Annotated in this window: 24 protein-coding genes; 9 read left to right on the top strand and 15 right to left on the bottom strand. The window is 38.9% G+C overall.

Annotated features, from left to right (window positions below; genetic code table 11):
* Window positions 1-71: 71 nt before the first annotated feature.
* The 3 genes from V7150_RS18465 to V7150_RS18455 are packed head-to-tail and all read left to right on the top strand — an operon-like array spanning window position 72 to window position 2,673.
* Complete coding sequence (locus V7150_RS18465; RefSeq protein WP_335521259.1) at window positions 72-1,088, top strand: ABC transporter substrate-binding protein; 1,017 nt, start codon at window positions 72-74, stop codon at window positions 1,086-1,088.
* Window positions 1,089-1,109: 21 nt separating this feature from the next.
* Window positions 1,110-1,907 (top strand): ABC transporter ATP-binding protein, encoded by a 798-nt coding sequence (locus tag V7150_RS18460; RefSeq protein ID WP_335521257.1) that lies wholly within the window; start codon window positions 1,110-1,112, stop codon window positions 1,905-1,907.
* Window positions 1,867-2,673: an ABC transporter permease gene (locus V7150_RS18455; protein WP_335521255.1), complete on the top strand. Its 807-nt coding sequence runs from the start codon at window positions 1,867-1,869 to the stop codon at window positions 2,671-2,673. Before V7150_RS18460 ends, V7150_RS18455 begins: the two co-directional genes overlap by 41 nt.
* 9 nt (window positions 2,674-2,682) lie before the next feature.
* Here the strand turns inward: V7150_RS18455 and ytkD are convergent, their stop codons facing one another.
* Both ytkD and V7150_RS18445 read right to left on the bottom strand, forming a co-directional pair.
* Entirely contained in the window at window positions 2,683-3,162 is a 480-nt protein-coding gene (ytkD, locus tag V7150_RS18450) for an RNA deprotection pyrophosphohydrolase (RefSeq protein ID WP_335521253.1), read from the bottom strand.
* 87 nt (window positions 3,163-3,249) lie between these two features.
* The gene (locus V7150_RS18445) at window positions 3,250-3,567 is read right to left on the bottom strand and encodes a hydrolase (RefSeq protein ID WP_283919878.1); all 318 of its coding nucleotides are present in this window, start codon (window positions 3,565-3,567) and stop codon (window positions 3,250-3,252) included.
* 217 nt (window positions 3,568-3,784) lie between these two features.
* Between V7150_RS18445 and V7150_RS18440 the strand changes: the two genes are divergently transcribed.
* Both V7150_RS18440 and ytzI read left to right on the top strand, forming a co-directional pair.
* Entirely contained in the window at window positions 3,785-4,042 is a 258-nt protein-coding gene (locus tag V7150_RS18440) for a DUF6154 family protein (RefSeq protein ID WP_335521251.1), read from the top strand.
* 220 nt (window positions 4,043-4,262) lie between these two features.
* Window positions 4,263-4,439 (top strand): YtzI protein, encoded by a 177-nt coding sequence (gene ytzI, locus V7150_RS18435; RefSeq protein ID WP_335521249.1) that lies wholly within the window; start codon window positions 4,263-4,265, stop codon window positions 4,437-4,439.
* A gap of 53 nt (window positions 4,440-4,492) precedes the next feature.
* On the opposite strand, the gene V7150_RS18430 is transcribed toward ytzI, so the two are convergent.
* On the bottom strand, window positions 4,493-4,966 hold the full coding sequence (locus V7150_RS18430; RefSeq protein WP_335521247.1) for an S-ribosylhomocysteine lyase: 474 nt from the start codon (window positions 4,964-4,966) through the stop codon (window positions 4,493-4,495).
* 132 nt (window positions 4,967-5,098) lie between these two features.
* Between V7150_RS18430 and yidD the strand changes: the two genes are divergently transcribed.
* Window positions 5,099-5,326 carry a membrane protein insertion efficiency factor YidD gene (gene yidD / locus V7150_RS18425; RefSeq protein WP_283919882.1) on the top strand — a complete coding sequence of 76 codons (228 nt, stop codon included), beginning with the start codon at window positions 5,099-5,101 and terminating at the stop codon, window positions 5,324-5,326.
* On the opposite strand, the gene V7150_RS18420 is transcribed toward yidD, so the two are convergent.
* The gene (locus V7150_RS18420; protein WP_335521245.1) at window positions 5,323-5,895 is read right to left on the bottom strand and encodes a beta-class carbonic anhydrase; all 573 of its coding nucleotides are present in this window, start codon (window positions 5,893-5,895) and stop codon (window positions 5,323-5,325) included. The genes yidD and V7150_RS18420 overlap by 4 nt on opposite strands.
* 200 nt (window positions 5,896-6,095) lie before the next feature.
* On the opposite strand from V7150_RS18420, the gene V7150_RS18415 reads away from it, so the two are divergent.
* Together V7150_RS18415 and V7150_RS18410 are read left to right on the top strand one after the other, a co-directional pair.
* Complete coding sequence (locus V7150_RS18415) at window positions 6,096-7,034, top strand: metal ABC transporter solute-binding protein, Zn/Mn family (protein WP_335521243.1); 939 nt, start codon at window positions 6,096-6,098, stop codon at window positions 7,032-7,034.
* A 122-nt stretch (window positions 7,035-7,156) separates the two neighbouring features.
* Window positions 7,157-7,315, top strand: coding sequence for a DUF1540 domain-containing protein (locus tag V7150_RS18410; RefSeq protein WP_335521241.1), 159 nt, complete (start codon window positions 7,157-7,159; stop codon window positions 7,313-7,315).
* 40 nt (window positions 7,316-7,355) lie between these two features.
* Here the strand turns inward: V7150_RS18410 and menC are convergent, their stop codons facing one another.
* The 6 genes from menC to V7150_RS18380 form a co-directional block, all read right to left on the bottom strand.
* On the bottom strand, window positions 7,356-8,465 hold the full coding sequence (gene menC / locus V7150_RS18405) for an o-succinylbenzoate synthase (protein WP_335521240.1): 1,110 nt from the start codon (window positions 8,463-8,465) through the stop codon (window positions 7,356-7,358).
* Window positions 8,446-9,948, bottom strand: coding sequence for an o-succinylbenzoate--CoA ligase (locus V7150_RS18400; RefSeq protein ID WP_335521238.1), 1,503 nt, complete (start codon window positions 9,946-9,948; stop codon window positions 8,446-8,448). Before V7150_RS18400 ends, menC begins: the two co-directional genes overlap by 20 nt.
* Window positions 9,949-10,180: 232 nt before the next feature.
* Complete coding sequence (gene menB, locus V7150_RS18395) at window positions 10,181-10,999, bottom strand: 1,4-dihydroxy-2-naphthoyl-CoA synthase (protein ID WP_335521235.1); 819 nt, start codon at window positions 10,997-10,999, stop codon at window positions 10,181-10,183.
* A 14-nt stretch (window positions 11,000-11,013) separates the two neighbouring features.
* Entirely contained in the window at window positions 11,014-11,829 is an 816-nt protein-coding gene (gene menH / locus V7150_RS18390) for a 2-succinyl-6-hydroxy-2,4-cyclohexadiene-1-carboxylate synthase (RefSeq protein WP_335521233.1), read from the bottom strand.
* On the bottom strand, window positions 11,829-13,577 hold the full coding sequence (gene menD / locus V7150_RS18385; RefSeq protein ID WP_335521231.1) for a 2-succinyl-5-enolpyruvyl-6-hydroxy-3-cyclohexene-1-carboxylic-acid synthase: 1,749 nt from the start codon (window positions 13,575-13,577) through the stop codon (window positions 11,829-11,831). Before menD ends, menH begins: the two co-directional genes overlap by 1 nt.
* A gap of 1 nt (window position 13,578) precedes the next feature.
* Entirely contained in the window at window positions 13,579-14,979 is a 1,401-nt protein-coding gene (locus V7150_RS18380; protein ID WP_335521229.1) for an isochorismate synthase, read from the bottom strand.
* A 424-nt stretch (window positions 14,980-15,403) separates the two neighbouring features.
* On the opposite strand from V7150_RS18380, the gene V7150_RS18375 reads away from it, so the two are divergent.
* Window positions 15,404-16,342 carry a 1,4-dihydroxy-2-naphthoate polyprenyltransferase gene (locus tag V7150_RS18375; protein WP_335521227.1) on the top strand — a complete coding sequence of 313 codons (939 nt, stop codon included), beginning with the start codon at window positions 15,404-15,406 and terminating at the stop codon, window positions 16,340-16,342.
* A gap of 95 nt (window positions 16,343-16,437) precedes the next feature.
* Here V7150_RS18375 and V7150_RS18370 read toward each other — a convergent pair whose 3' ends face one another.
* From V7150_RS18370 to glgB, 5 genes are read right to left on the bottom strand one after another with little or no spacing between them, the layout of a single operon-like run.
* Window positions 16,438-18,834, bottom strand: a complete 2,397-nt coding sequence (locus V7150_RS18370; RefSeq protein ID WP_335521225.1) for a glycogen/starch/alpha-glucan phosphorylase — start codon at window positions 18,832-18,834, stop codon at window positions 16,438-16,440.
* Complete coding sequence (gene glgA / locus V7150_RS18365) at window positions 18,824-20,275, bottom strand: glycogen synthase GlgA (RefSeq protein ID WP_335521222.1); 1,452 nt, start codon at window positions 20,273-20,275, stop codon at window positions 18,824-18,826. The genes V7150_RS18370 and glgA overlap by 11 nt, the downstream gene beginning before the upstream one ends.
* Window positions 20,272-21,303 (bottom strand): sugar phosphate nucleotidyltransferase, encoded by a 1,032-nt coding sequence (locus V7150_RS18360; protein ID WP_335521221.1) that lies wholly within the window; start codon window positions 21,301-21,303, stop codon window positions 20,272-20,274. The genes glgA and V7150_RS18360 overlap by 4 nt, the downstream gene beginning before the upstream one ends.
* A 42-nt stretch (window positions 21,304-21,345) precedes the next feature.
* On the bottom strand, window positions 21,346-22,494 hold the full coding sequence (locus V7150_RS18355; protein ID WP_335521219.1) for a glucose-1-phosphate adenylyltransferase: 1,149 nt from the start codon (window positions 22,492-22,494) through the stop codon (window positions 21,346-21,348).
* A complete protein-coding gene (glgB, locus tag V7150_RS18350) occupies window positions 22,436-24,385 on the bottom strand; it encodes a 1,4-alpha-glucan branching protein GlgB (RefSeq protein ID WP_335521218.1) in 1,950 nt (649 codons plus the stop codon). The genes V7150_RS18355 and glgB overlap by 59 nt, the downstream gene beginning before the upstream one ends.
* Window positions 24,386-24,892: the final 507 nt, after the last annotated feature.

Raw genomic sequence — 24,892 nt, 5'->3', positions numbered from 1 at the left:
TCTTCTCCTTTTCATACGATATCTTAGGCAATTAGCCCAGATTTCTTAACGGTATTAAGGAGGTTCATTTGATGAAAAAATCGTTAAAGTTCAGTTTCTCCTTTCTTCTCATTGCTATCCTCATGTTTTCTTTAGTTGCTTGTAATAATGATTCCAAAACGGAGCCTAAGAAATTGGAAAAGGTAAGAATTGCGGAAGTTACCCGTTCCATTTTCTATGCCCCGCAATATGTTGCCTTAGCAAAAGGTTTTTTTAAAGCTGAAGGGTTAGATATTACCCTAACAACTACTCCCGGCGGCGACAAAACGATGACAGCCCTTATTTCAGGGGGGGCAGACGTAGCCTTGGTTGGTTCGGAAACATCGATTTATGTTTACGCCCAAGGGGCTAATGACCCTGTTATCAATTTTGCGCAGCTGACACAAACTGACGGCACATTCCTTGTTGCCCGGGAAAAAATCGATAATTTTACATGGGATTTATTAAAAGGAAAAACCTTTTTAGGCCAGCGTAAAGGCGGCATGCCGCAAATGGTGGGTGAATTTGTCTTAAGGAAGCATGGCATTGACCCACATCAAGATTTAAATTTAATCCAAAATATTGACTTCGCAAATATAGCAAATGCTTTTGCCTCAGGAACAGGAGAATTCGTTCAATTATTTGAACCCACGGCAAGTATTTTTGAAAAAGAAGGGAAAGGCCATATCGTTGCTTCCTTTGGAAAAGAATCCGGCCATGTACCATATACAACTTTTATGGCGAAAGAAAGCTATATGAAAAAGAATAAAGAAACGATAGAAAAATTCACAAGAGCCATTTATAAGGCACAAAAGTGGGTGGCATCCCATAGTGCCAAAGAAATTGCCAAAGCGGTTGAACCATACTTTCCCGATACAGATCCTGAGATCATGACAACCGTTGTCGAGCGCTATAAGAGCCAAGGCTCGTATGCAGAAGACCCAATCTTAGACACAATTGAATGGGCAAATCTGCAGAACATCATGGAAAAAGCCGGCGAACTGCCGAAAAAAGTAGATCATAAAACGCTTGTGAATACTGAAATTGCAAAAAAAGTCATTAACAAATAATAGGAAAGGGAGGCCGTATAAATGAGCTTTTTACAAGTTCAAGATATCCATCATATCTATTTCACCAAAGCCTCTGCCACCACGGCCCTCTCCGATATCACACTAACGGTTGAGGAAGGAGAATTTGTCTCCCTCCTCGGTCCAAGTGGCTGTGGAAAGACAACCCTGCTTTCAATCATTTCAAGTTTGCTTAAACCAACCCAAGGAACAGTCTTGCTAGAAAATAATCCCGTATCAACATCGAAAAATCAAATCGGTTATATGCTCCAACAGGATTATTTGTTTCCTTGGAAAACGATAGAAGAAAATATCCTGATGGGATTGAAGCTATCACGGCAGCTTAACGAAAAAAACAAATCGGCCGTATTAAACCTTTTATATCAAATCGGATTAAGCGGAGTGGAGAAACAACTGCCAAAGCAGTTATCTGGCGGTATGAGACAGCGGGCAGCCCTTGTAAGGACACTTGCCACTGAACCTAAATTACTCATGCTTGATGAACCCTTTTCTGCCTTAGATTATCAAACAAAGCTTAAACTCGAAGATCTAATCTCGCAAACATTAGATGAATTTGGTAAGACAGCCATTCTCGTTACCCATGATATCGGTGAAGCCATTGCCATGAGTGATCGCGTCTTTTTGCTTTCACCCAGTCCGGGCAGAATTTATAAAACCTTTACCATGCCGGAGGAATTAAGATTGGTTTCCCCGTTTGAAGCAAGAAACCATGAAGTATTCCCAAGTATCTTTCAAGCAATATGGAAGGAGTTGGAGTCTCTTGAACAAGGAAAAGAAAAAAGTAGAACTCCTTCATTCTAACTACATTTATTCGTTAAAAATCGAACAAAGATGGATTCGTTTTTATCAAGCCGTCATCATTATCGTTTTTTTCTCCAGCTGGGAACTATCAAGTCAAAAGCAATGGATTGACCCGCTGATTTTCAGTTCGCCCTCTAAAATCTGGCATTTATTTTTGGATAAAATGCAAGATGGGTCATTATTATCACATACTGGAGTGACCCTAACGGAAACCATTTTTGGCTTTATTCTTGGTACCTTACTTGGTACGATATTAGCTGCCATTCTCTGGTGGTCACCGCTGGTTCAAAAAATTCTTGACCCCTATCTCGTTGTCCTAAATGCGATGCCGAAAGTAGCCCTTGGCCCGATTTTGATTGTGGCACTAGGTCCAGGGTATCCATCGATTATTGCCATGGGTGCGATTATTTCAATCATCATTACCACCATTGTCGTTTATACCTCATTTAAAGAGGTGGATCCAAATTATTTAAAAGTGCTGCAAACCTTTGGAGCTACGCGTTTTCAATGCTTTAAAGAAGCCATTCTCCCTGCGAGTTTTCCTACTATTATCTCGACCTTGAAGGTAAATGTCGGCTTATCATGGGTGGGCGTCATTGTGGGAGAATTCCTGGTATCGTCCCGCGGCCTTGGATATATGATTATCTACGGTTTCCAAGTATTTAATTTTACCCTCGTTTTCTTATCACTTTTGGTGATCGCTATAATTGCCACGATTATGTATCAGCTTGTGGAACTTTTAGAAAAAAAACTCATTAAGGAATAGTGATTACGGCTATTCCTTTTTGATTTGAAGCTGATTTATACGATTTACACATTTTTCGATGACTTCATCCTGCATGATAAAGCTGTATTCATCCCCAAACCGCAGCTGCAAAATATCCCCCTTCACTGCAACAGGTCCATTTGTTTCAAAGTAGGTATTGGTTTTCTCCACCCTTTTAACCGTTCCCCAGAAGACTGCCTTTACAAATGACCCATTGTGATCAGAAACCCTATACTCAGCAATAAATTCTAAGCCGTCAAGAATTGCCCCGGTCTCCTCATATGTCTCTCTTCGTGCTGCCTCTTCAAGTGTCTCCCCTATTTCCACTTTTCCACCGGGAAATTCAAGCCCCCGTTGTTTATGATTCGTTAAAAACCAACTATCCTTATATTGACAAATAACCAGCACATGCTTTACTTCCTCTTCGAAGGTACCATGTGAAAAAGAAAGTTCAACCTTGTTCCTGTTACGATCAAAAAAATGTTTCATCAATTAACCCGCCCCATTTTTTTCATTATGCTATAATTATAAACAACAAAAAGGAAATCCTAAAGTTTTGGATTTCCCTCAAAAGTATTATTTCGGTAGTATATTCATGCTCTCGATATGTCTTTTTGCTTCATCATCACCAAGTTCATGGAGGATGCCATACACTTGTTGAATCGTATTGTCGTAGGCATCGTTTTCCCGATCATAATGATATTGAACATATGGAACATGAGCCCGAAAAAAGTTTATCCACTCTGTTGAATAGTTTTGGTCAAACAACTCGCGTAATTGAGTAATTTCTCCATCATTTGCTTGAATTTTATAGCTCCAAGTGGAACTTGTGGCATTTCTTGTTATATGGCCTGTTCCAACATCAATATAATAGGTTTTCTTCTGTTCATCCATTGCATCATCCCCTTTTACTTTTTAGTAATGTACAGATAGATAAAATTTATTCTTTTTCAAATTTCGACTCATTTTTTAGAAATGAATACGATATAATAAACATACAATCAAGAAAACAGATTTTTCAGTCAATTCAAGAATAAGGTGGCAGGGATGATTTCATTCTTTTAGGGGAAATCAATAAGAGTATATATTTTTAAATAATGGAGGTGTAGTAATGAAATTAGTCGATGAATTATATGAGATGTACCGAAACAAGTTAACAGGGGATGAAGAGGATATTGACATGCTGACATTTGCCTTTTTAGAAGAGATGTCACATGAAGATCTTCTTTCGTTAATCCAAGACATGGATAAACAAGAACTATACGATTTAATGGGTCTTTATCTCATCGAAAGCTTAAAAGGTAAATTTGCCCAAGAAGAGTACGGACAGCATCGTTCACATACTTATTATCCTAGAAATATTCATTGATGTTACATACCAACATTCCAAGGAAGCCGCAATGCTTCCTTTTTTGGCAAATACCAGGAAAGTATAAATTTTTCAAATTAATACTTTCCTAACGCATAAGTGCAACTACTCCTCTGTCTTCGCCCTTAGAGGCTCGCCAATCGGCGAGTTTTCTTTTATGCACTTTTGTCATTAATCAAACAAAATTCATGATACAATGTGAGGTAAAGGGGGAAGAGACATGTATACAGTATTAGTGGTTTGTATTATTATTGTCATCGTCGTTTTGCTTCTAGCGGTCATTACTACTTCAAAAGCATACACCTATAAACATACTGTGGATTCATTAGATGATAATCCTTATATGAACCAAGAGGATAACCAGAAAGAACTTAACCAGGAACAAAAGAAGGCATAAGAAAAATTCCTATTCGTATTGAATAGGAATTTTTTACATCAATTTAAGAAACATTAAGCAAAAACCTGTTTTAGATCCTCTTTGCTTTGCTCAAGCCAGAAACGCATCAAGCGCTTGGCACCTTCTAAATCATGCAGTTTTGCTTGGCCGCATTGTCTTTCATTGGCAGCAGGAATATCGACAATCTCAACTGCATCCTTCATTGTATCCTCGAGAAGATCAATGATTTCCTCAACAGTAGGTTCGCCGCTGACAACAAGGTAATAGCCAGTTTGGCAGCCCATTGGAGAAATATCAATAATATCGAAGTGATCATATTTTTCCGAATGCTTGCGAATGTTGAATGCTAGCAAATGCTCGAGTGTATGAATGGCATCAGGCTTCATTGCCTGTTTATTTGGCTGGCAAAAACGGATATCATATTTATTAACAACACCGTCACTCCCTACCTTATGGACACCACAATGTCTCACATAAGGTGCTTTTACGGCATTATGATCTAAATCAAAGCTTTCAACTGATGGCATGAATATCACTCCTTTTCATATCTACCTATTTATCATACAATAAAACCCGACCTTTTTCATCCACTTAGTTATAATTAACAATTTAGACGAATTTATGGTATCTTGTAAGTAATTAAAAAAAGGAGACAACTCATGTTGAAAAAATTTTTTCTTTCGATTATTCGTTTTTATCAAGTTGCCATCTCGCCATTAAAACCGCCAACATGTCGATTTTATCCTACATGTTCGCATTATGGATTAGAAGCGGTTCAACGTTTTGGTGCTTTAAAAGGCGGCTGGCTGACGATTAAGCGAATTTTAAAATGTCATCCCTTTCATCCTGGAGGATTTGATCCTGTCCCTGAAAAAAAGGAGGATTAATTTTGATAACCATCCACAACTAAGTCAAGCTTTCCTGTCTTTGGGTCGATGACCAATCCATGAACAGGAACACCCTTTGGCATTAACGGATGATTTTTAATGATTCCTACACTGTGCTCGACACTCTCATTCACATTATCAAATCCGTGAAGCCACTGTTTAATATCTATTCCGGAATAGGAAAGTGTATTAATGGTTTCTTCGGATATTCCCCGTTCTTTCATGGTCTCAATCACAGGTTCCCCTTTTAAGCCGCTCATACCGCAATCATGGTGACCGATCACCAATACCTCCTGTGACTGTAATTGGTATACCGCAATTAGTATACTTCTCATCACACTTCCAAAAGGATGTGAAACGAGAGCACCAGCATCTTTAATAATCTTAGCATCACCATTTCCCAAGTTTAAGGCTTTTGGCAGTAATTCTAACAAACGTGTATCCATGCAAGTGAGGATCACCATTTGCTTATTTGGAAATTTCGTTGTTTCATATTTCTCATATTCGTGACTTTCTACAAATTTCTTATTGTGGTCTAGAATCTCGTTCAATACTGTTAAGTTATTCATTTTTACTCCCCTTTCTATTTAAGCATACATAATCTGTCATGTTTGAAACAAATTTTATACTTGCATTTAGGCTTTTTTTTTTGTAAGATACTTATGGAAATCGGAATCGTTCCGTATTATGCACTTATTTCTCTACTGAGTAAAATTTTTTCGATTATAAATCGTAATTAATCCGATTTAATTAACTGTAAGGAGTCAATATGAAAAAAATAATCATTTTACTTTCTTTTCTATTACCATTGAGCCTTATTTTATCCGCTTGTACGAATGATAAAGGGCAGTCACAAAAAAAGAAGAATCAATTAACCATTTATACAACAGTATATCCACTTCAATATTTTACAGAACGAATCGGCGGTAAATATGTTGATGTAAAAACCATCTATCCTCCAGGTGCTGATGAACATTCATTTGAACCATCGCAAAAAGATATGATGAATTTGGCCGATTCAGACTTATTTTTCTACATTGGGCTGGGACTTGAAGGCTTTGTGGAAAACGCAAAAGGGACATTAAAAAACGAAGATGTTACGTTAGTGCCTACGGCCGATAAATTGCAATTACCAAAGGATCATCATACAGCTGAGGAAGAGCATGACGACCATGACCATGGAGATGTAAATCCACATGTATGGCTTGATCCGATTTATTCAAAAGAAATGGCTGCGGTAATCCGTGATTCCTTAGCAAAAAAGATGCCGCAAAATAAAGACCTTTTCAATGAAAATTATCAAAAGCTTGCAGCAGAGTTAGATGAATTGAATAGCGAATACGAGCAAACCATTTCAAATGCGAAGCATAAAAAAATAATTGTAACGCATGCTGCGTTTGGTTATTGGGAACAACGTTATGGTATTGAACAAATTAGTATTTCTGGGCTTTCGACAACGAATGAACCAACACAAAAAGAACTTGAGAAAATAGTCTCTATCGCTGACCATGATGGTTTACACTATATTCTTTTTGAACAAAATGTCCAATCAAAACTAGGCAAAGTCGTCCAAAAAGAAATCGGTGCAAAAGCATTACCAATTCATAATTTAGCTATTTTATCCAAGGACAACATCAAGGACAAAGAAACATATTTTTCATTGATGGAGGCAAATCTTGAAACATTAAAAACGGCCTTAAATAATTAATTGTGAAAGTATTTAGTATATTGTCCATTTCTCGTATCATTTTCCTATCACCTTCTGGAATGCAGCATTGATTAACTTCAAATGCTATTACTGTATTACCGATACTTTAAGGAGTGATACGAATGGCAAAGGATGTTTTGTGTGAAGTAAATAACTGCACGTTTTGGGCTAATGGCAATAAATGTAGTGCCGATCAAATATATGTTATCAGCCATACAGGTAATACCGCTGATTCGACGAAAGAAACCGATTGTCATACCTTCAAACCAAGTGATTTATAGAAGTAAAAACCAGGCCAACCATGTAGCCTGGTTCTTTTTCTTATGAAAAAGTAAATGATCTTTTTGTTAATAATACTTCCTGCAGCCTTTTTTCATTCAATTCGTACCCAATACCGGAGTTCAATGGAACATGAATATATCCATTATCAACGGCTACTTCCGGTGAAATAATATCTTCCTCCCAGAAACGGCTCGATGCGGAAATATCACCTGGAATTGAAAACCCTGGGAGGGAAGCAAGCGCAATATTATGTGCGCGAGAAATTCCGAATTCAATCATTCCTCCACACCAGACCGGAATCCCCTTTTCAAAACAATAATCATGAATTCGTATGGCTTCATACAGCCCGCCAATCCGGCCCACTTTAATATTAATTACTTTACAGCTTCCGAACTCTAATGCTTTCCTTGCATCATCAAACGTGACGATGCTTTCATCTAAACAAATAGGTGTTCGAATCTCCTTTTGTAATAGAGCATGTTCGATGATATCGTCGTGAGCCAACGGCTGCTCAATCATGATCAGGTTAAATTCATCTAAAGCTTTTAAGCGATCTATGTCTTTTAAGGAATAAGCTGAATTGGCATCTGCCATGATTGGCAGCTCAGGATAATGGCTGCGAATTTCTGCGAGAAAAGAGTAATCCTGATTTGGATTAATTTTCACTTTAATACGCTGATAACCCTCTATAAGATATTGTTCAATTTGGCGCAATGCGTTTGCCGTGGAATCTGTCGCTACCACCACACCTGAAGCAATAACTGGGCGAGTACCTCCAAGTATTTTTGAAAGGGGCTTTGTATTGACCTTCGCATACAAATCCCATAATGCCGTTTCTAAGGCTGCCTTCGCCATATTGTTTCTTCTTATCGAGCTGAAAAGGTGTGATGCCTCCTCAGGATGGTCAATTGGATGTTTTTGCAGCAATGGAATCAAAATATCCGTTAACATATGTAAACTGGTTGCCACCGTTTCTTCCGTATACCACGGCGTTGAAAAGGCCACCCCTTCCCCATACCCTGAAAGACCATCTGAATCCGTTACCTTTACGATGATCCCCTCACGATTATTCACAGCGCCTAAATGCGTCAGAAATGGGGACTTCAAGGGCATTTGAATAACAAAGAGCTCAATCGATGCTATCTTCATGATCGGCCACCCACTCTCGCAGTGTTCTTCGCAGCAGTTTTTTAGCAGCATTTCTTGGCAGTTTTTCAGGAAAATAAAAGGCCTTTGGTACTTTGTATTTGGCAAGCCTAGCTAAGCAAAATTGTTGAAGCTCTTCCGCGGATACTTTATAGCTTTCCCTTTTTACAATAAAGGCAATTGGCACATGCCCCCAATTCGCATCATCAATACCAGTCACCCCTGCTTCAGCAACAGCAGGATGGGCTAATAAAACTGCTTCGATTTCAGCAGGGTAGATATTTTCTCCACCTGAAATAATCAAATCAGAACGCCGATCGATGACGTACAAAAATCCTTCCTCATCTAAGTAGCCGATATCTCCCGTATAAAACCAGCCATCACGGAATTTTTCAGTTGTTACTTCCGGACGATATAAATATCCTGGTGTAACATTTGGTCCTTTTACCACAATTTCACCAGCTTCACCTGATTCAGCCGGGCTTCCATTTACATTTTCAATCATGAGCTGTGACGGGAATAGAGGCTTTCCTGCTGATCCAAGCTTTGTTAAGCTGTATTCCGGAGATAGCGTCACAATTTGTGAGGAGGATTCTGTCATACCATACGTTTGAAAAACAGGGATTTCTTTTTCCACACATGCTTGAAGTAATGGCAGTGGTGCAGGACCTCCTCCTAAAAGCATGCAGCGGAAATAATCCGGAAGCCGTCTGCCCTTTAACGATTCTACAATTCGAGTCAGCATGGTTCCTACCACTGACATAATTGTAACCTTTTTTGCTTGTATATCCTCTATCGTTTGTTCCACATTAAAGTTTTCATGAAGGACAAGCGGCATACCGTAGATGACACTGCGCATGAGAATGGAGAATCCGCTAATGTGGAAAAGCGGAACGGTACAAAGCCAGCAATCGCTCTCCATAAAACCCAAATTTAATGCTGAGCCAACAGAGCTCCACCAATGGTTTCCATATGTCTGCATGACACCTTTTGGGTTTCCAGTTGTGCCTGAGGTATACATGACTGTACAGATTTCAGAAAGGCTGATTTCGTCTACAATGGCTGGCACTACTGGTTCTATTTGAAATAAACGAGTTTTAGTGACAGTGTTTAAAGATGAAATTTGTTGGTTAATTTCCAAATGGGTTTCCGTAACAGAGTCTTCAAGAATGAGAAGCGACACTTTCGAATCCTTCAATTGCCAAATTAGTTCTGCTGCGGTTAAACGATTATTCAATATAACCGCTTTCACCCCTATTATCTGGAGGGCAAATAAAATCACTACTGTATCTAGGTGATTTTTCAATAATACCCCTACATATTGGTCTTTTTGTACCCCAAAAGCCTGGAGCCGACCTGCTGCTTCAAGAGAACGATGGTAAAGCTCTTCGAATGTTAAAGTCTTTTCCTGAAAATAAACAGCTGTCCTTTCAGGAGTTAGAAATGCTCGCTTCTTTAAAAAATTTGGCATTGTTTCGTTTGGCATTTTAACACCTTCTTTATATGTACCTATTGCGCTTCCTTTTATCCGACCAACTTTTTGTCGTAGGACTTTCTTGAAGAATTTCAACAATAAAGCCCATGTAGAAACTCTCTACATCGACTTATCTGCGATTTTTCTCCCACAACACCCACTTAGAACCTCTCTACTTTGGCTTTTAGCCTTATATAAAAACAGCCTGATGGATACCATCAAGCTGCTTCCCAAAAACATTTGATCAAGGAAAACGCGGGAATTGTCCGAAATCTGGCTTGCGCTTTTCTTTAAAGGCGTCGCGGCCTTCTTTCGCTTCATCTGTTGTATAGTAAAGCAATGTTGCATCACCGGCAAATTGCTGAATGCCAGCTAAACCGTCTGTATCTGCATTAAATGCTGCTTTTAAGAAACGAAGAGCCGTTGGACTTTTCTCAAGCATTTCTTCACACCATTTAATCGTTTCTTCTTCTACTTGCTCAAGAGGAACAACGGTGTTGACTAAGCCCATATCAAGCGCCTCTTGGGCATTGTATTGGCGGCATAAATACCAAATTTCACGGGCTTTTTTATGGCCGACAATTCTTGCTAAATAGCCTGAGCCATAACCGGCATCAAAGCTGCCAACTTTCGGACCAGTTTGTCCAAAAACGGCATTATCAGCAGCAATCGTTAAATCACAAACAATGTGTAGAACATGACCGCCGCCAATGGCATACCCTTTTACCATTGCAACAACTGGTTTAGGAATTACACGGATTAAACGCTGCAAATCAAGAACATTTAAGCGTGGAATTTGATCCTCGCCAACATAGCCGCCATGTCCTCTTACCTTTTGATCTCCACCGGAGCAAAACGCCTTATCGCCGGCACCAGTTAACACAATTACTCCAACATTCGAATCATCTCGTGCATAGGCAAAAGCGTTAATCAATTCCATTACCGTTTTCGGTGTAAATGCGTTATGTACATGTGGTCGATTTATTGTGATTTTTGCAATTCCATTATAGGTCTCATATAAAATTTCTTCATATTTACGTCCTGCAACCCATTCTACTGTCACAATGAAATCCTCCTTTATATTTTTTTAGACAAAAAGTCACTTACTATTGTACCAAACTTTTCCCGTTCTTCCACATGAATTGTATGTCCGCTGTTTTCAACGACAAGCCAATCGCCCTTTTTAAGAGCCTTCATCATTCCTTCAGCAATACCACAAAACTTTTTATCTTGCCCGCCTGTAAGCAGCAAAACTTCACAGGCAAGCTGGTATAATTGTCCCCACCAGGAAGGCTGTGATCCCGTCCCCATTCCAAGTAAGCTATTTGAGAGCCCAATAGTATTATTACTTAGCCTCTGAGACCTTATGGAATCATTAGTTGATGTTGGGAGTCGCTTCATCGAAGAAAAAAGGGGAATCTCTTCCCAGTATTCAACAAACGACTTGATCCCATGTTCTTTTATAAATTGAGCAAGTTCTGCATCTTTCATTCGGCGAAGTTCTCTTTCTTCGTCTGTTGCAAGACCTGGAGATGCACTTTCAAGGATTAACTTTCGAACCCTGTTTGGAAAAAGGAGGGCAAAAGTGAGCGCTAGTCTCCCCCCCATTGAATAACCCAGCAAGTCTATTTCATTAACACCCAATTCATCAAGGATACCTTCTAAGTCATGGGCAACTGATTCTATTTGATAATGTGGCAGACCTTTGGGAGACTCCGTTTTACCATGCCCAATGATATCTGGGGCAATTAACGTGGTGTGCTTTCCCCAAGCGTCATAAAACGGCTTCCATGTAGAAGCATCGCCCGTAAATCCATGCAATAAGACAAGCGGTGGGGCCCCTTCACCGCAAACCTCCACATGATAGCGGATTCCGTCGATGGTCACATCCATTACTGCTCTCCTATGACAAAATTTGATATTTCCTGGGAAACAGAACGCCAAAATTCACGATGCTCATCGAGATTTTTCTCCCTTTTTGTCGCAATCTCGTAAACATGAATTCCTGTTTGATCTACGCTCTTCTTCATTTCCAATTCTAAGTGATTCCAATCTTTTATTTTAGTAAATTGTCCGTTAAACATTCTTACAGCATGTTCAAATTCTAGATTTAGAGGTGTACCAAAAAGAAGTTCAAAATTTTTAGGATGCTCCGATTGCGGCAGGAAGGAAAAAATCCCGCCGCCATTATTGTTTACAAGAATAATATGAATATCTATATCATAAAGCTTTGCAGCAATTAGACCATTTAAGTCATGGAAGAAGGTTAAATCCCCTAGAACCAGGTATAAGGACTCAGAGTAAACGGCTGCACCCAATGCAGTCGAAACAGTACCATCAATGCCATTAGCTCCTCTGTTCGCCATTATTTTAATGGATTTATTATTGTTTAAGAAAAAGCTATCTACGTCACGAATTGGCATGCTATTTCCGACAAAAAGAGTAGCTCCTTCAGGGAGCATCTCAGCTAATTGATAAAACAGCCTTCCTTCACTTAATTCAGTTAAATCACGAATTGACGTCATATTTTCTTTTGTAAGAGCATTAACCTTCTTCCAGCTCTCTAAATATCCGGATGAAGATTTGCTGTCCAAAAAGTTTAACAGTTCCTGGCAAAAAATTGTTTCATTGCAAAAAACCATGTTCGTTGATAATGCTGACGGATCACGCCAGCCACCGCCGCCATCGACGACAAATTGATCTGCAGTATGATTTTCTTTTAAAAATATCGTTAACGCTTTAGAAATAGGCATTGCCCCAAACCGTAACACAACATCCGGTTTAAGGAAGGTTTTGGCGTCTTCATTTCTTAAAAAAGTATCATATGATTCAATAATATTTTCAAGGTTGTGATTACCACTTCTTAATTGTGATAACGGGTCAGCTAATACAGGATAGTTTAATGCCTTTGAAAGGCGTGTCACAGCTTCGGCAAATTGTTCGTCAACAATGTTCCCGCAAACAATAATTCCTTTTTCTTTCCCGATTATTTTTTCAGCAATCACTTTAAATTGCTCATGATCAACCGTAAAATCTCCATTATGAACCCTTACATACCCCTTTGGTCGTTCTGATTGACGAAATAGCTCATCATCCAATTTCGGAATGAGCGGTTCCCGGAACGGAAAATTCAAATGAACCGGACCAGACGGAGCCGCAGCAGCAATTGCTGCAGCACGGGCACAAACTGTCCGAGCATAACGGATCATTTCATCGTTTTTCTCTGGCAAAGCCATTTCTGCAAACCATTTTACATGATGGCCATATAAATGGATTTGATCAATTGCCTGAGGGGCTCCCACTTCTCTTAGCTCGTGCGGCCTGTCAGCCGTAAGGACAATTAAGGGAACTCGTGAATATTTCGCCTCAACTATCGCTGGAAAGTAGTTGGCCGCAGCAGTACCCGATGTACATAGAATGGCAACAGGTTTGTTGATTGCCTTAGCGATTCCTAATGCAAAAAAAGCAGCAGAACGTTCATCTACATGAACATGAACGTTTAACTCAGGATGTTCTGCCATTACCATCGCCATCGGAGTAGATCTTGAACCGGGGCTTACGACAACTTCGGTTACTCCTGTTGAAACTAGTTCTGAAACAAAGGCTGCAATATAAGCGGTTAATGATCCCTGATGATTCATATTATTTTCCCCCAAGAGCTCGAAGCATTGGTGTAAACTTCAAACCTGTTTCTAAATATTCACTTTCTGAATTCGAATCTGCTACAACACCACAACCGGCAAACAACGATGCCTCATTGCCCTGCAAGAGTCCGCAGCGAATGGAGACAGCAAATTCACCATTCTGTTTATAATCGACCCATCCAAGCGGCGCGCCATAAAAGCCGCGGTCAAGCTCTTCAACCTGTCTAATTTTTTCAACTGCCGCTTTCTTAGGCAGCCCTCCAAGTGCTGGTGTCGGATGAAGTCTTTCAACTAGTAAAAGTAATGAAGCATCCTTATTACATTTTCCAATAACAGGTGTATAAAGATGCTGAATATCCCTATTTTTCATTAGCTGCGGTTTGTCTGGCAGGATTATCTCTTCGCATGATTCTTCTAAAGCTTCCTTAATCATTTCAACCACAAACCCGTGCTCAATCAGGTTTTTCTGATCATTTAATAAGGTTTGACCTAGAATCCGATCTTTCTCTTCTGTGCCTCCGCGTGAAATAGAGCCTGCAAGGCAGGTAGAATAGACTTCAGATCCATGTTTTTTTACTAGTCTTTCCGGCGATGCACCAATAAAACAATCGCCATTCGATTCAAATGCAAAAATAAAGCTTGCAGGCTGCTGTGTGTACAAATGATCAAGTACTGTGTCTGCCACTACCTGATCGCTAAAAACTAGCCTAAGTTCTCGGGCAAGGACGACTTTCTTTAATGGTCCGTTTGTTAACTCCTTCACAACACCATCAACAGCCTGTTTCCACTTTTCTGGCGAAATTTCTTTTGTTTCCAATAATGCAGCACACTTTCCACGATCATTCCGTTTTAGTGATAAAAGCAGCTGATTTCTTTCTTCCACAATCTTACTGAATAGTGATAGATCATCATTGGGTGTAAAAACGATATTCGTTGTTAAATATGTCTCACCGTCTATGATACTCAATAAATATTTTGGTAAATGGAATAAAGAATCAGCATACTTGGACCAAAGATCCGTTTTTTCTTTATATGGATCAAAGGAAAATCCCCCGAACATTAGGGGCCCAACACCTATTTTTGTATATGGATTAAAAATTAAGCTATCCTCTAAGAAGCTTTTCCATTCTCTTTCAACATGAAAAAAGCGGTCAGTAGCCTGATCCGACTGAATTTGTTTTGAAATTCCAAGCCCAATAAGCACAATCTCGTCTGATGGGTCTTTCCAAAAAAAACGTTCTCCACTATAGCGGTCTTTTCCCACGTTAAAAAAAGATAAAGGGTTAATCATATCCATTTTATGGACTTCACTTATTAATATAGGCCGGCCCAGTTCTTTCGCTCGATTAACAGCCAATAGACCCCTTTCCTTTATTTCCGTTTCTTGAATGGTAACCAAACAAATCCCTCCAAAACAGCCGAAATGACTGTTATCCATTCATTTTGATACAAATTTTAAGTTACTACTCCCATTGTAAAGAAGTCAATAATACTTGTCACTACCAATCCCGTTTCATTCCTTATTATATATCAAAATTGTTACAATTAGGCTGAAAACAGCTTTTTCCCTATATAAGAATGATAAAATTTGGGCTTTGTGAATTTTTCAGATCCAGCTGCTAGTATCTTTGCGCTTTTCTTATTTTCCCACTAACCATTCAATTATAATCAAATAGGGATTATCTTCTAGATATGAAAGCAAAAATCAATTGACACAAATACGGGAATTACATACACTTATGGTTGGGCAAGAAAGACACAATAACTAAGCAAATAGTTAATTTATATATATAAGAGAAAATTTTTAAAAGGGAGAGAACATAATGCAGCCAAATTTACAGCATCATCCGAAACCTGCAGTTGGATCAAACCGTGGTTTTCAAGTTTGGTGGCAAATGACCCGTCCTCATACGCTAACAGCATCGTTTGTACCCGTCTTACTTGGTTCGGCTCTTGCTCTTAGAAACGAGAAATTTCATTTCGGACTCTTTGCTGCGATGCTTGTTGCCAGTATGTTAATTCAAGCCGCAACCAATATGTTTAATGAATACTTCGATTACAAACGCGGACTTGATACCGTAGATTCTGTTGGGATTGGAGGTACGATTGTCCGTGATGGGATCAAATCAAAGACCGTCATTAATCTTGCTTTTGGATTTTACGGGATTGCCTTATTATTAGGGGTATATATTTGTGCGAATAGCAGCTGGTGGTTAGCGGTTGTTGGGCTTATTTGTATGGCTGTTGGCTATTTTTATACAGGCGGTCCGTTCCCGATTGCTTATACACCACTGGGCGAAATTTTTTCCGGTTTTTTTATGGGAATGCTAATTATTTTAATCTCCTTCTTTATTCAAACTGGAACAGTTACTAGCACAAGTATTCTCGTCTCTGTTCCAAGTATGGTATTAGTAGGAATGATTATGTTATCCAATAACATACGCGATCTTGATGGAGATAAAGAAAATGGCCGAAAAACAGTAGCTATTCTCTTAGGAAAAAAGAAAGCCATTTATTTATTAGCCACGATGTTTACTTTTTCGTATCTATGGGTTTTGGGGCTTATCATTAGCGGTATTGCACCATATTGGACGGCTATCGTCATTCTAAGTGCTCCAAAGGCGATAAAAGCGACAAAAGGATTCATCAAAAATAATATTCCGATCAAAATGGCACCAGCGATGATTGCGACAGCCCAGACAAATACGATTTTTGGATTTTTACTTTCAGTCGGCATTTTTATTGGACACATATTTTCCTAAGTAAAAAGGTTTCTGCCAAATTGGCAGGAACCTTTTTTAAGAGATAATAAAGTATAAATTTCGTTTTTGAGAATTGTCTAGCTCTCGTGCATTTCTTATTGAAGAGACTTAATCCCCCATATTTCATCTGCATATTCACTGATCGTCCGGTCACTGGAAAAATAACCTGCATGAGCAATATTTGTTAAGCTCATTTTTTGCCATTTTTCCTTATTCATAAATGTTTCTCCAATCGACCGTTGGATATCGGCATACGAGGCAAAATCCTTTAAGACAAAATATTGATCATTTTCCGTTAATAACGAGTCAAATATTGGCTCAAATTCGTTATGAACACCTGAGAAAAATCCATTTACAAGCTGATCGACAGCCTGTCTAATTCGGTAATCATGATGATAATACACTAACGATTGATACCCGCCGTGCTGATAATATTGAAGAACTTCCTCTGCCGTTAATCCAAAGGTAAAAATATTTTCATTTCCTACCAATTCCTGAATCTCAATATTAGCACCGTCTAAGGTTCCTACTGTTAAGGCACCGTTAATCATAAATTTCATATTTCCGGTACCGGAAGCTTCTTTACTGGCAGTAGAGATTTGTTCACTCACATCTGAGGCAGGGAAGATTTTTTCGGCTAAGGAAACGCGGTAATTATCCAGGAAGATTACCTTAATTTTATCGCCTATTTTTGGGTCATTGTTTATTTTTTCTGCAACCGTGTTGATTAATTTGATAATTTTTTTTGCATAGTAATAACCCGGTGATGCTTTTGCTCCAAAAATAAACACCCTTGGAACGATTGAAAAGCTTGAATCTTCTTTAATTCGATTATAAAGATGCATGATATGTAAAACATTTAAAAGCTGCCGCTTATAAGCATGAAGTCGTTTGACCTGAACATCAAATATCGCCCCAGTATCAACAGCTACTCCCGTTTTATCCAAGATAATCCTAGCAAGCCTCTGTTTATTTTCATCTTTAATTTTTAACAACTGTTCTAAAAAAGCAAAATCGTTTTGATAGTTAAGTAAATGGGTTAGTTTCTCAGCTGAATATGTCCAAGAAGGCCCTATCGAGTCTGTAATAAGGGAAGATAATTTCGGGTTCGCTTTTAACAGCCAGCGCCGGTATGAGATTCCGTTTGTCTTATTGTTAAATTTATCTGGAAACAATTGATAAAATTGATTCATCTCTCGTTTCTTTAATATTTCCGTATGGAGCTTTGCCACACCATTGACACTAAAGCTTCCGACAATCGCTAAATGTGCCATTTTCACATACTCATCAGCTATGATGGCGAGTCCTCCAATTCTCTGCCAATCACCAGGCGTTTGTTCCCATAGTTCTTGGCAAAACCGCTCATTTATTTCTTCCACAATCATATAAATCCTTGGCAGTAACGGACGAAAAATATGTATCGGCCATTTCTCCAACGCTTCTGATAATGTCGTATGATTGGTATATGAAATGGTATGTTTCGTTATATGCCATGCCTGTTCCCAATCAAATCCTTCCTCGTCAATCAGGATCCTCATTAGTTCTGGAATGGCCAGTACAGGGTGAGTATCATTAATGTGAATACAAACATGCTCATGGAGTTGATTCAAGTTAGCATGTTGTTTCCGATAGGTTCTTAAAATGGATTGAATGCTAGCCGACACTAAAAAGTATTGCTGCTTCAGCCGTAAAATCTTCCCCTCATCATGGGTATCATCAGGGTATAAAAACTCGGAAATCGATTCGGTCTCCCGTTTATATTTTAAAATATCCTTATGAAAAGGAAATTGGGAAGGCTCAGCATTCCAAAGACTTAGTGTATTAACGGTTTTGGTTTTATACCCAATCACAGGCATATCATGAGGGACAGCCGTAACGGTTTCGGTATTCAAATGATGAAAAACGAGGCGCCCATTTTCCATCTTCGCTTCCACCTTGCCCCAAAATGGGATTTTTACAGCGCTATCTGCCTTGCGAATTTCCCAAACATTTCCGCTCCTTAGCCATTGCTCCGGCAATTCCACTTGATAGCCATCAACAATTTTCTGTTCAAACAAGCCATGCTTGTACCGTATGCCGTGGCCATGACCGGGTAGATTCAGTGTTGCAAGGGAATCTAAAAAGCAGGCGGCTAACCTTCCCAAGCCTCCATTTCCTAAACCTGCATCTGCTTCTAATTCCTCCAGTTCCCCCAAGTCAATTCCTAGTTCCTGAAGTCCTGCCTGAACCGTTTCCTCTATCCCTAGATTAATTAAATTCTGCCTTAACAGTTTTCCTAATAAATATTCAATCGAGAGATAATAAACCTGCTTTCCCTTTGCAGCAAGATATCGTTCATTTGTGGCAATCCAATCATTACTTACAAAATCACGAATCATACTGCCGAGGGTTTGATAATGATCCCTTGATGAACTTTCAGAAATTCTCTTCTCAACTAACATCTCTAGCCTTTTAATAAAGGTTTTCTTAAAATCTTCCGTACTAGAAAACATGCGTTTCACTCCTTGAAACGAGCTCAGCATATAACTGGTTATAACTAAATGCTGATTGGGCCCAGCTATAATCCATTTCCATTGCCTGCTTGACAATCGATTCCCACGTCTCTTTATCATGATAAAAGCGTAGCGCTCTCTGGATCGTATAGAGCATGTCATGGGCATTAAAGTTTCGGAAGGAGAAACCATTTCCCTCGCCGTTGAATTCGTTCCATGCCTTTACAGTATCGTTTAACCCCCCAGTTTCACGGACAATCGGAATAGCACCATATTTCATCGCTATCAGCTGTCCCAAGCCGCATGGCTCAAATTGAGACGGCATTAAAAATAAATCTGCGGCCGCGTAAAGTTTATGGGCCAGTTCCTCATTAAATCCGGTATAAACCTTTAATTTTTCAGGATAGATCCGAGCAACCTGCCTTAGATGTTCCTCGTTTTCAAAATCACCGGTTCCAAGAATAATGACATGTACATCCTCCTGCAAAATTTCACGAAGGACACACTTCACTAGATCAAGTCCCTTTTGCCTGGTGAGCCTTGAAATTATGACAAGTAATGGTGTACCCCCACTTTGCGGTATTCCAAATCTTTTTTGTATCTCCCGTTTGTTGATTTTCTTTTTTTGATAGGAATCCACTTTATAGGTTTGATAAACGAATGGGTCAGTTGCCGGATTATAAAAGTCCTCATCAATCCCATTTAAAATCCCGATAAGGTCCTCGCTTCTTTCCCGCAAAAGGCCATCCAGCTTTTCTCCAAATACTGCCGTCTGAATTTCTTCTTTATAAGTCGGGCTCACAGTTGTTATTTTGTCAGAAGCAACAAGCGCACCCTTCATAAAATTAGTATTCCCAAAAAACTCCAAATGACCAATATGAAAGGATTTATAATCCATTCCAAGCAATTCACCAAGTACCTCTTTTGGAAAAATCCCTTGAAATTGCAAATTATGAATTGTAAACACTGTTCGGATTTTCCCGTAACCATTTCGCTTGTAATATTCTGTTCTTAAGAGAAATGGAATCATCGCTGTATGCCAATCATGACAATGCAGTACATCTGGAAAAAAATTAAGCTGTACTACTGTCTCGAGAACTGCCCGATTAAAATAGGCAAATCTTTCACCGTCATCAAAATAGCCATAAAGATTTCCCCGCTTAAAATAGTATTCATTGTCTACGAAATAAAAGGTAACCCCTTGATGAGTGAGCTCCTCAATTCCGCAATATTGATTTCGCCAACCGACAGGTACAGTAAATTCTTTAATTTTTTTCATTTCTTCCTTGTATTCTTCAGGAATAGATCCATATTTAGGAAGAATCACCCTAACATCTGTTCCTAAACTTTTTAGTTCTTTTGGAAGAGAACCTGCAACATCAGCAAGTCCTCCCGATTTAGCAAATGGACCACATTCCGAAACAGCAAATAATACTTTCATGAGTTCATCAACGCTCCTTGTTTCGACCCTTTACGAATAACATATGGGGAACGATTTGTTCCGGTTAGATGGGCTCCAGCTTCCACTTTTACATCCTTATCTAAAATAACTGAATCTAAATAACAATTCTCCTCGATATGACACTTTTGCATGATGATACAGTTTTTAATGACTGCACCTTTACCAATTTTCACTCCACGAGAGACAATACTGTTTTCCACTGTTCCACCAATAAAGCAGCCGTTCGCAATCATTGCATTTTTCACACATGACCCTTTTACATATTTGGTTGGCGGCTCATCCTTTACTTTCGTCAAGATCGGCTGGTCTTTTAAGAATAATTGCTTCCAAACATCAGACTCAAGCAGCTTCATGCTAGTAGAAAAATAGCTTTCAATCGAATCTATCATTACAGAATATCCATCATATTCATAGTGACAAATAGAATACCCATTATGAATTGCAGTAACGACATCCTTCATACATGTATATCCTGTTTCATGTCTTGTTTCAATCAATTTAATAAGGAAGGAGGTTTTGATTAAATACATTTCCATCGAAGTTCCATCCTGGTGATGGATTTCGGTTATATCGCATTTAGCATGTCTATGCCAATCTAGTATTGGTCTAAAGTTCATATTAAAAATCGTATAACAGTTGGTGATAATTGCATACTCTTGTGTACTGCGATAAAAGTAGTCCATATTAGCAGCAAAGAGTTCAAACGAACCAATTTTATTCCCATCGCTATCCACAATCGGTGATGGGAAAAAGAATAGACCATCCCGCTTGCGATTTAAATCCCAATTTTTCCCTGATCCCAAGTGATCCATTAACGAGCGATACTGCATTTTTGGAAAAATTGCCACACTGCGAATGCCTGAATTCACCATGTTTGATAGAACAAAATCAATAATACGGTAACGCCCCCCAAAAGGTAGTGCGGCTAGTGAGCGATGTGTTAAAAGATCTTCTAAATCATCATGATAAGTAGTGGCGTCAATAACGCCTAACAGTTTTCTCTTCACTCAAAATTCCCTCCTGGTTTCTACTAAAGACAATAATGCCAGCTATTTAACAAGTTGGATAAAGCCCACCAACATTTCTTCCGTAACAAGAATAATTTCATCATCAAATGAACGAATCACTGTCCCGTCTGGAATCTTTACATCATATGGTACAATTGCTTTTTCAATTAAGCAGTTATTTCCGATAGTGGCATCAGGCATTATGACCGACTCTTTGATCATGCTGCCTTTTCCGACGGTGACTCCTTGAAACAGAACAGATTTATCGATTTCCCCTTCGATGGTACACCCCTCATTTATCAGTGACTCTTTTACTATCGCATCCGAGGAAATATATTGCGGCGGCTGGTTCGGATTGACCGAATAAATTCTCCAGTCTTGGGCAAATAAATCTAACTCACAGTGTTCACCTAACAAATCCATATTTGCTTCCCATAGGCTTTGGACCGTACCAACATCCTTCCAATACCCCTTAAAAGGATAGGCAAACAACTTCTTATTTTCCTCTAATAGCAGAGGGATCACATCTTTCCCAAAGTCATGGCTGGAATCTGGATTTCGATCATCCATTTCCAGATATTCCTTCAGTATATTCCAGCTAAAAATATAAATGCCCATGGACGCAAGGTTATTTTTCGGATTGCTAGGTTTTTCTTCAAACTCTACTATTCTCATATCATCATTTGTATTCATGATCCCAAACCGACTCGCTTCAACCCAAGGAACCTCTATCAAGGAAATCGTCACATCTGCTCTTTTCTCAATATGATATTCGAGCATGCTCTCATAATTCATTTTGTAAATATGGTCACCAGATAGGATTAATACATAATCCGGTTGATATTGTTTAAGATAATTTAAATTTTGGTAAATCGCGCTTGCTGTTCCGGTATACCACTTTACTTCTGAAGACTCACTATATGGTGGTAAGACAGTTACCCCGCCATCCTTGCGGTCAAGATCCCACGCACTGCCAATCCCAATATAGGAATTTAACAACAGTGGTTGATACTGTGTTAATACTCCGACAGTATCAATCCCTGAATTAGCACAATTGCTTAATGTAAAGTCAATGATTCGGTATTTTCCGCCAAAAGGTACAGCTGGTTTCGCCAGATCTTTCGTCAGCGAATTAAGTCTGCTTCCTTTCCCTCCTGCTAACAGCATGGCTACGCATTTTTTCTTTGCCATTTCCTTTTCTCTCCTTTCGTTTTTTAACCGGTCTTATGATTTGAAAACCAAACGGGGGAATCGTTAATTCTATTGAAAATGGCTGCCCATGGAAGGGCTCTTCTACCGAAAAAATGGTTTTTTTATTCGTTAATCCCGCCCCGCCGTATTCTTGTTGATCGCTATTAAAAATCACTCTATACTCACCTGCTTTAGGGACACCGATTTTATATATTGTGTAGCTCACACCCGTAAAGTTGCAGATAATGATTAAATAATCCTCAACCTTTTTCCCTTTTCGAATGAAGGAGAATATCGATTGTTGACTGTTATTGGCATCAATCCATTCAAATCCATCCTGCAAATGATCCAATTCATACAGCGCCTTCGACCGTTTATAAAGTTTTGTTAATACTTTTACATATGAATTTAAATTTCGGTGCATGTCATATTTCATTAAGTGCCAATCTAGCTCTTCTTTGTCTTTCCATTCAGCAAACTGGCCAATTTCAAAGCCCATAAAGAGTAATTTCTTTCCTGGGTGGGCAAACATATAGCCTAATAAAAGTCTCAGCTGAGCAAATTTCTCCCAATAATCCCCCGGCATTTTATCTAGCAGTGACTTTTTCCCATGGACTACCTCATCGTGCGACAACGGCAGCATAAAGTTTTCTAAAAAGGCATATAAAAGTGAAAAAGTTACTTTAGAATGGGCTTGTGAGCGTGAATACGGAGGTGTTTCCATATATTCAAGCATGTCATTCATCCAGCCCATATTCCATTTATAGTCGAAACCAAGGCCTCCGTGGCTGACAGGAACTGTCACATGTGGGAACTCAGTAGAATCCTCACCAATCATTAAGAAGTGTGGATCATATTCATGGACTTCTTTGTTTAACTTTTTTAAAAAACGAATACCAAACGGATTTTCACTCTTCCCATGAGCAGCATTAGGCCAATAGATGATGTTAGCAACAGCATCCATCCGAAAGCCATCAATATGAAAATATTCGATCCAATATAGAGCGTTAGAAATAAGGAAGCTTTGCACCTCACCTTTTCCTAAATCAAAATTGGCGGTGCCCCATACAGCATTTTCTCTGTCATGAACTTGGCTATAAGAATAAATGTGTGTTCCATCAAAGCGGTATAGTCCGTGTGCATCCTTACAAAAATGACCTGGAACCCAATCTAGAATGACACCTATACCATGCTGATGACACTGGTCAACAAAATATCTAAAGTCATCTGGTGTACCATACCTGGATGTTACTGAAAAGTAACCAGTTCCTTGATATCCCCATGAGTCGTCGAGCGGGTGCTCGACAAGTGGTAATAATTCTATATGAGTAAAACCATGTTCCATTACATAAGGAATAAGCTCCGAGACCAATTCCCTATATGCTATGTAGTCTCCATTGGCATTCTTTCTCCATGAACCCAAATGTACCTCATAAATAATGGCTGGCTCTGACAAAAGATTCTTTTTTCCCCTGCGATTTACCCAATGATCGTCTTGCCACTTATAATTGTTTAAGGAATACACAATGGACGCTGTCTGGGGTCTTATTTCCGAATAAAAGGCAAAGGGATCTGCCTTTAGTAGCTCTTCTCCTGTTTGTGAGATAATTTCATACTTATAAATGCTTCCTTCCAGATCATGTTTTACAACAATAATCCATACTCCCTCATCATTAACCTTCTGCAGTTCATATCCTTCACCATTCCAGTTATTAAAATCGCCCAAGAGCCTCACTTGATAGGCATTTGGGGCCCATACGCAAAATCGTGTATAAACTCGATCGGAATTCTTTAAGATATGAGCGCCAAAAAGCTGATGACTTTTGCATAAACTGCCTTCATGAAATAAATGCAGCTGATAATCAGTTGGAAATATCGTGTTCACTGTCATGGCTCTCCTCATCCTCAATGAAAATATGTATTTCAATGACCAATTATAAGTGCAAATGAACCATATTCCTCGAAATACTTTTTTATCTTTTCTGACAACAAATGATGTTAGTTGCTACAAAGAATCTTTAAACAACGACATTTGACACAAAACGACGAAATATATATCAGAAAATGACAAGAATCTATTAAGTTTTTTAAAAAATTTACAGAAAAAAATTATTTAAAATTCAATAAATATATGGGATAAATTTAGAGTGGATAAGGGAAAATGTAAGCGGTATCAACATTTTGTGAAAAGGGAACTAACAAAGAAATATTATATTAACATAATGTATTTATGCAAAAAACGATTCTTTTTGAAAAGAACCTAATGGTAAGTGAGTAAGAAGAGTCTTTCCTTACTATATTTAGCATTAGTGACCGGCAGCGGCTTTTTCTCAAACTGTGGGCACTATCACCTTTTGGAGAAAATAAATCGTGTGGAAAATACAAAAAAACTGATAAC

Origin of the sequence: Neobacillus drentensis (assembly GCF_036965245.1) — a bacterium.
In the GTDB taxonomy this organism is placed as follows: domain Bacteria; phylum Bacillota; class Bacilli; order Bacillales; family Cytobacillaceae; genus Neobacillus; species Neobacillus drentensis_G.
Note: the sequence above shows the minus strand (reverse complement) of the source record. Positions and strands in the feature narration are given on the sequence as shown.

Coding starts and splice junctions, on each gene's coding strand:
- menH (WP_335521233.1), bottom strand. CDS start 11,829: ATGGATGTGACCATCGACGGAATCCGCTATCATGTGGAGGTTTGCGGT.
- V7150_RS18465 (WP_335521259.1), top strand. CDS start 72: ATGAAAAAATCGTTAAAGTTCAGTTTCTCCTTTCTTCTCATTGCTATC.
- menC (WP_335521240.1), bottom strand. CDS start 8,465: ATGAAGATAGCATCGATTGAGCTCTTTGTTATTCAAATGCCCTTGAAG.
- menD (WP_335521231.1), bottom strand. CDS start 13,577: ATGAATCATCAGGGATCATTAACCGCTTATATTGCAGCCTTTGTTTCA.
- V7150_RS18440 (WP_335521251.1), top strand. CDS start 3,785: ATGAAATTAGTCGATGAATTATATGAGATGTACCGAAACAAGTTAACA.
- V7150_RS18410 (WP_335521241.1), top strand. CDS start 7,157: ATGGCAAAGGATGTTTTGTGTGAAGTAAATAACTGCACGTTTTGGGCT.
- V7150_RS18430 (WP_335521247.1), bottom strand. CDS start 4,966: ATGCCATCAGTTGAAAGCTTTGATTTAGATCATAATGCCGTAAAAGCA.
- V7150_RS18415 (WP_335521243.1), top strand. CDS start 6,096: ATGAAAAAAATAATCATTTTACTTTCTTTTCTATTACCATTGAGCCTT.
- V7150_RS18460 (WP_335521257.1), top strand. CDS start 1,110: ATGAGCTTTTTACAAGTTCAAGATATCCATCATATCTATTTCACCAAA.
- V7150_RS18370 (WP_335521225.1), bottom strand. CDS start 18,834: ATGTTTTCTAGTACGGAAGATTTTAAGAAAACCTTTATTAAAAGGCTA.
- glgB (WP_335521218.1), bottom strand. CDS start 24,385: ATGACAGTGAACACGATATTTCCAACTGATTATCAGCTGCATTTATTT.
- glgA (WP_335521222.1), bottom strand. CDS start 20,275: ATGAAAGTATTATTTGCTGTTTCGGAATGTGGTCCATTTGCTAAATCG.
- V7150_RS18375 (WP_335521227.1), top strand. CDS start 15,404: ATGCAGCCAAATTTACAGCATCATCCGAAACCTGCAGTTGGATCAAAC.
- V7150_RS18355 (WP_335521219.1), bottom strand. CDS start 22,494: ATGGCAAAGAAAAAATGCGTAGCCATGCTGTTAGCAGGAGGGAAAGGA.
- ytkD (WP_335521253.1), bottom strand. CDS start 3,162: ATGAAACATTTTTTTGATCGTAACAGGAACAAGGTTGAACTTTCTTTT.
- V7150_RS18445 (WP_283919878.1), bottom strand. CDS start 3,567: ATGGATGAACAGAAGAAAACCTATTATATTGATGTTGGAACAGGCCAT.
- V7150_RS18400 (WP_335521238.1), bottom strand. CDS start 9,948: ATGCCAAACGAAACAATGCCAAATTTTTTAAAGAAGCGAGCATTTCTA.
- V7150_RS18420 (WP_335521245.1), bottom strand. CDS start 5,895: ATGAATAACTTAACAGTATTGAACGAGATTCTAGACCACAATAAGAAA.
- ytzI (WP_335521249.1), top strand. CDS start 4,263: ATGTATACAGTATTAGTGGTTTGTATTATTATTGTCATCGTCGTTTTG.
- yidD (WP_283919882.1), top strand. CDS start 5,099: ATGTTGAAAAAATTTTTTCTTTCGATTATTCGTTTTTATCAAGTTGCC.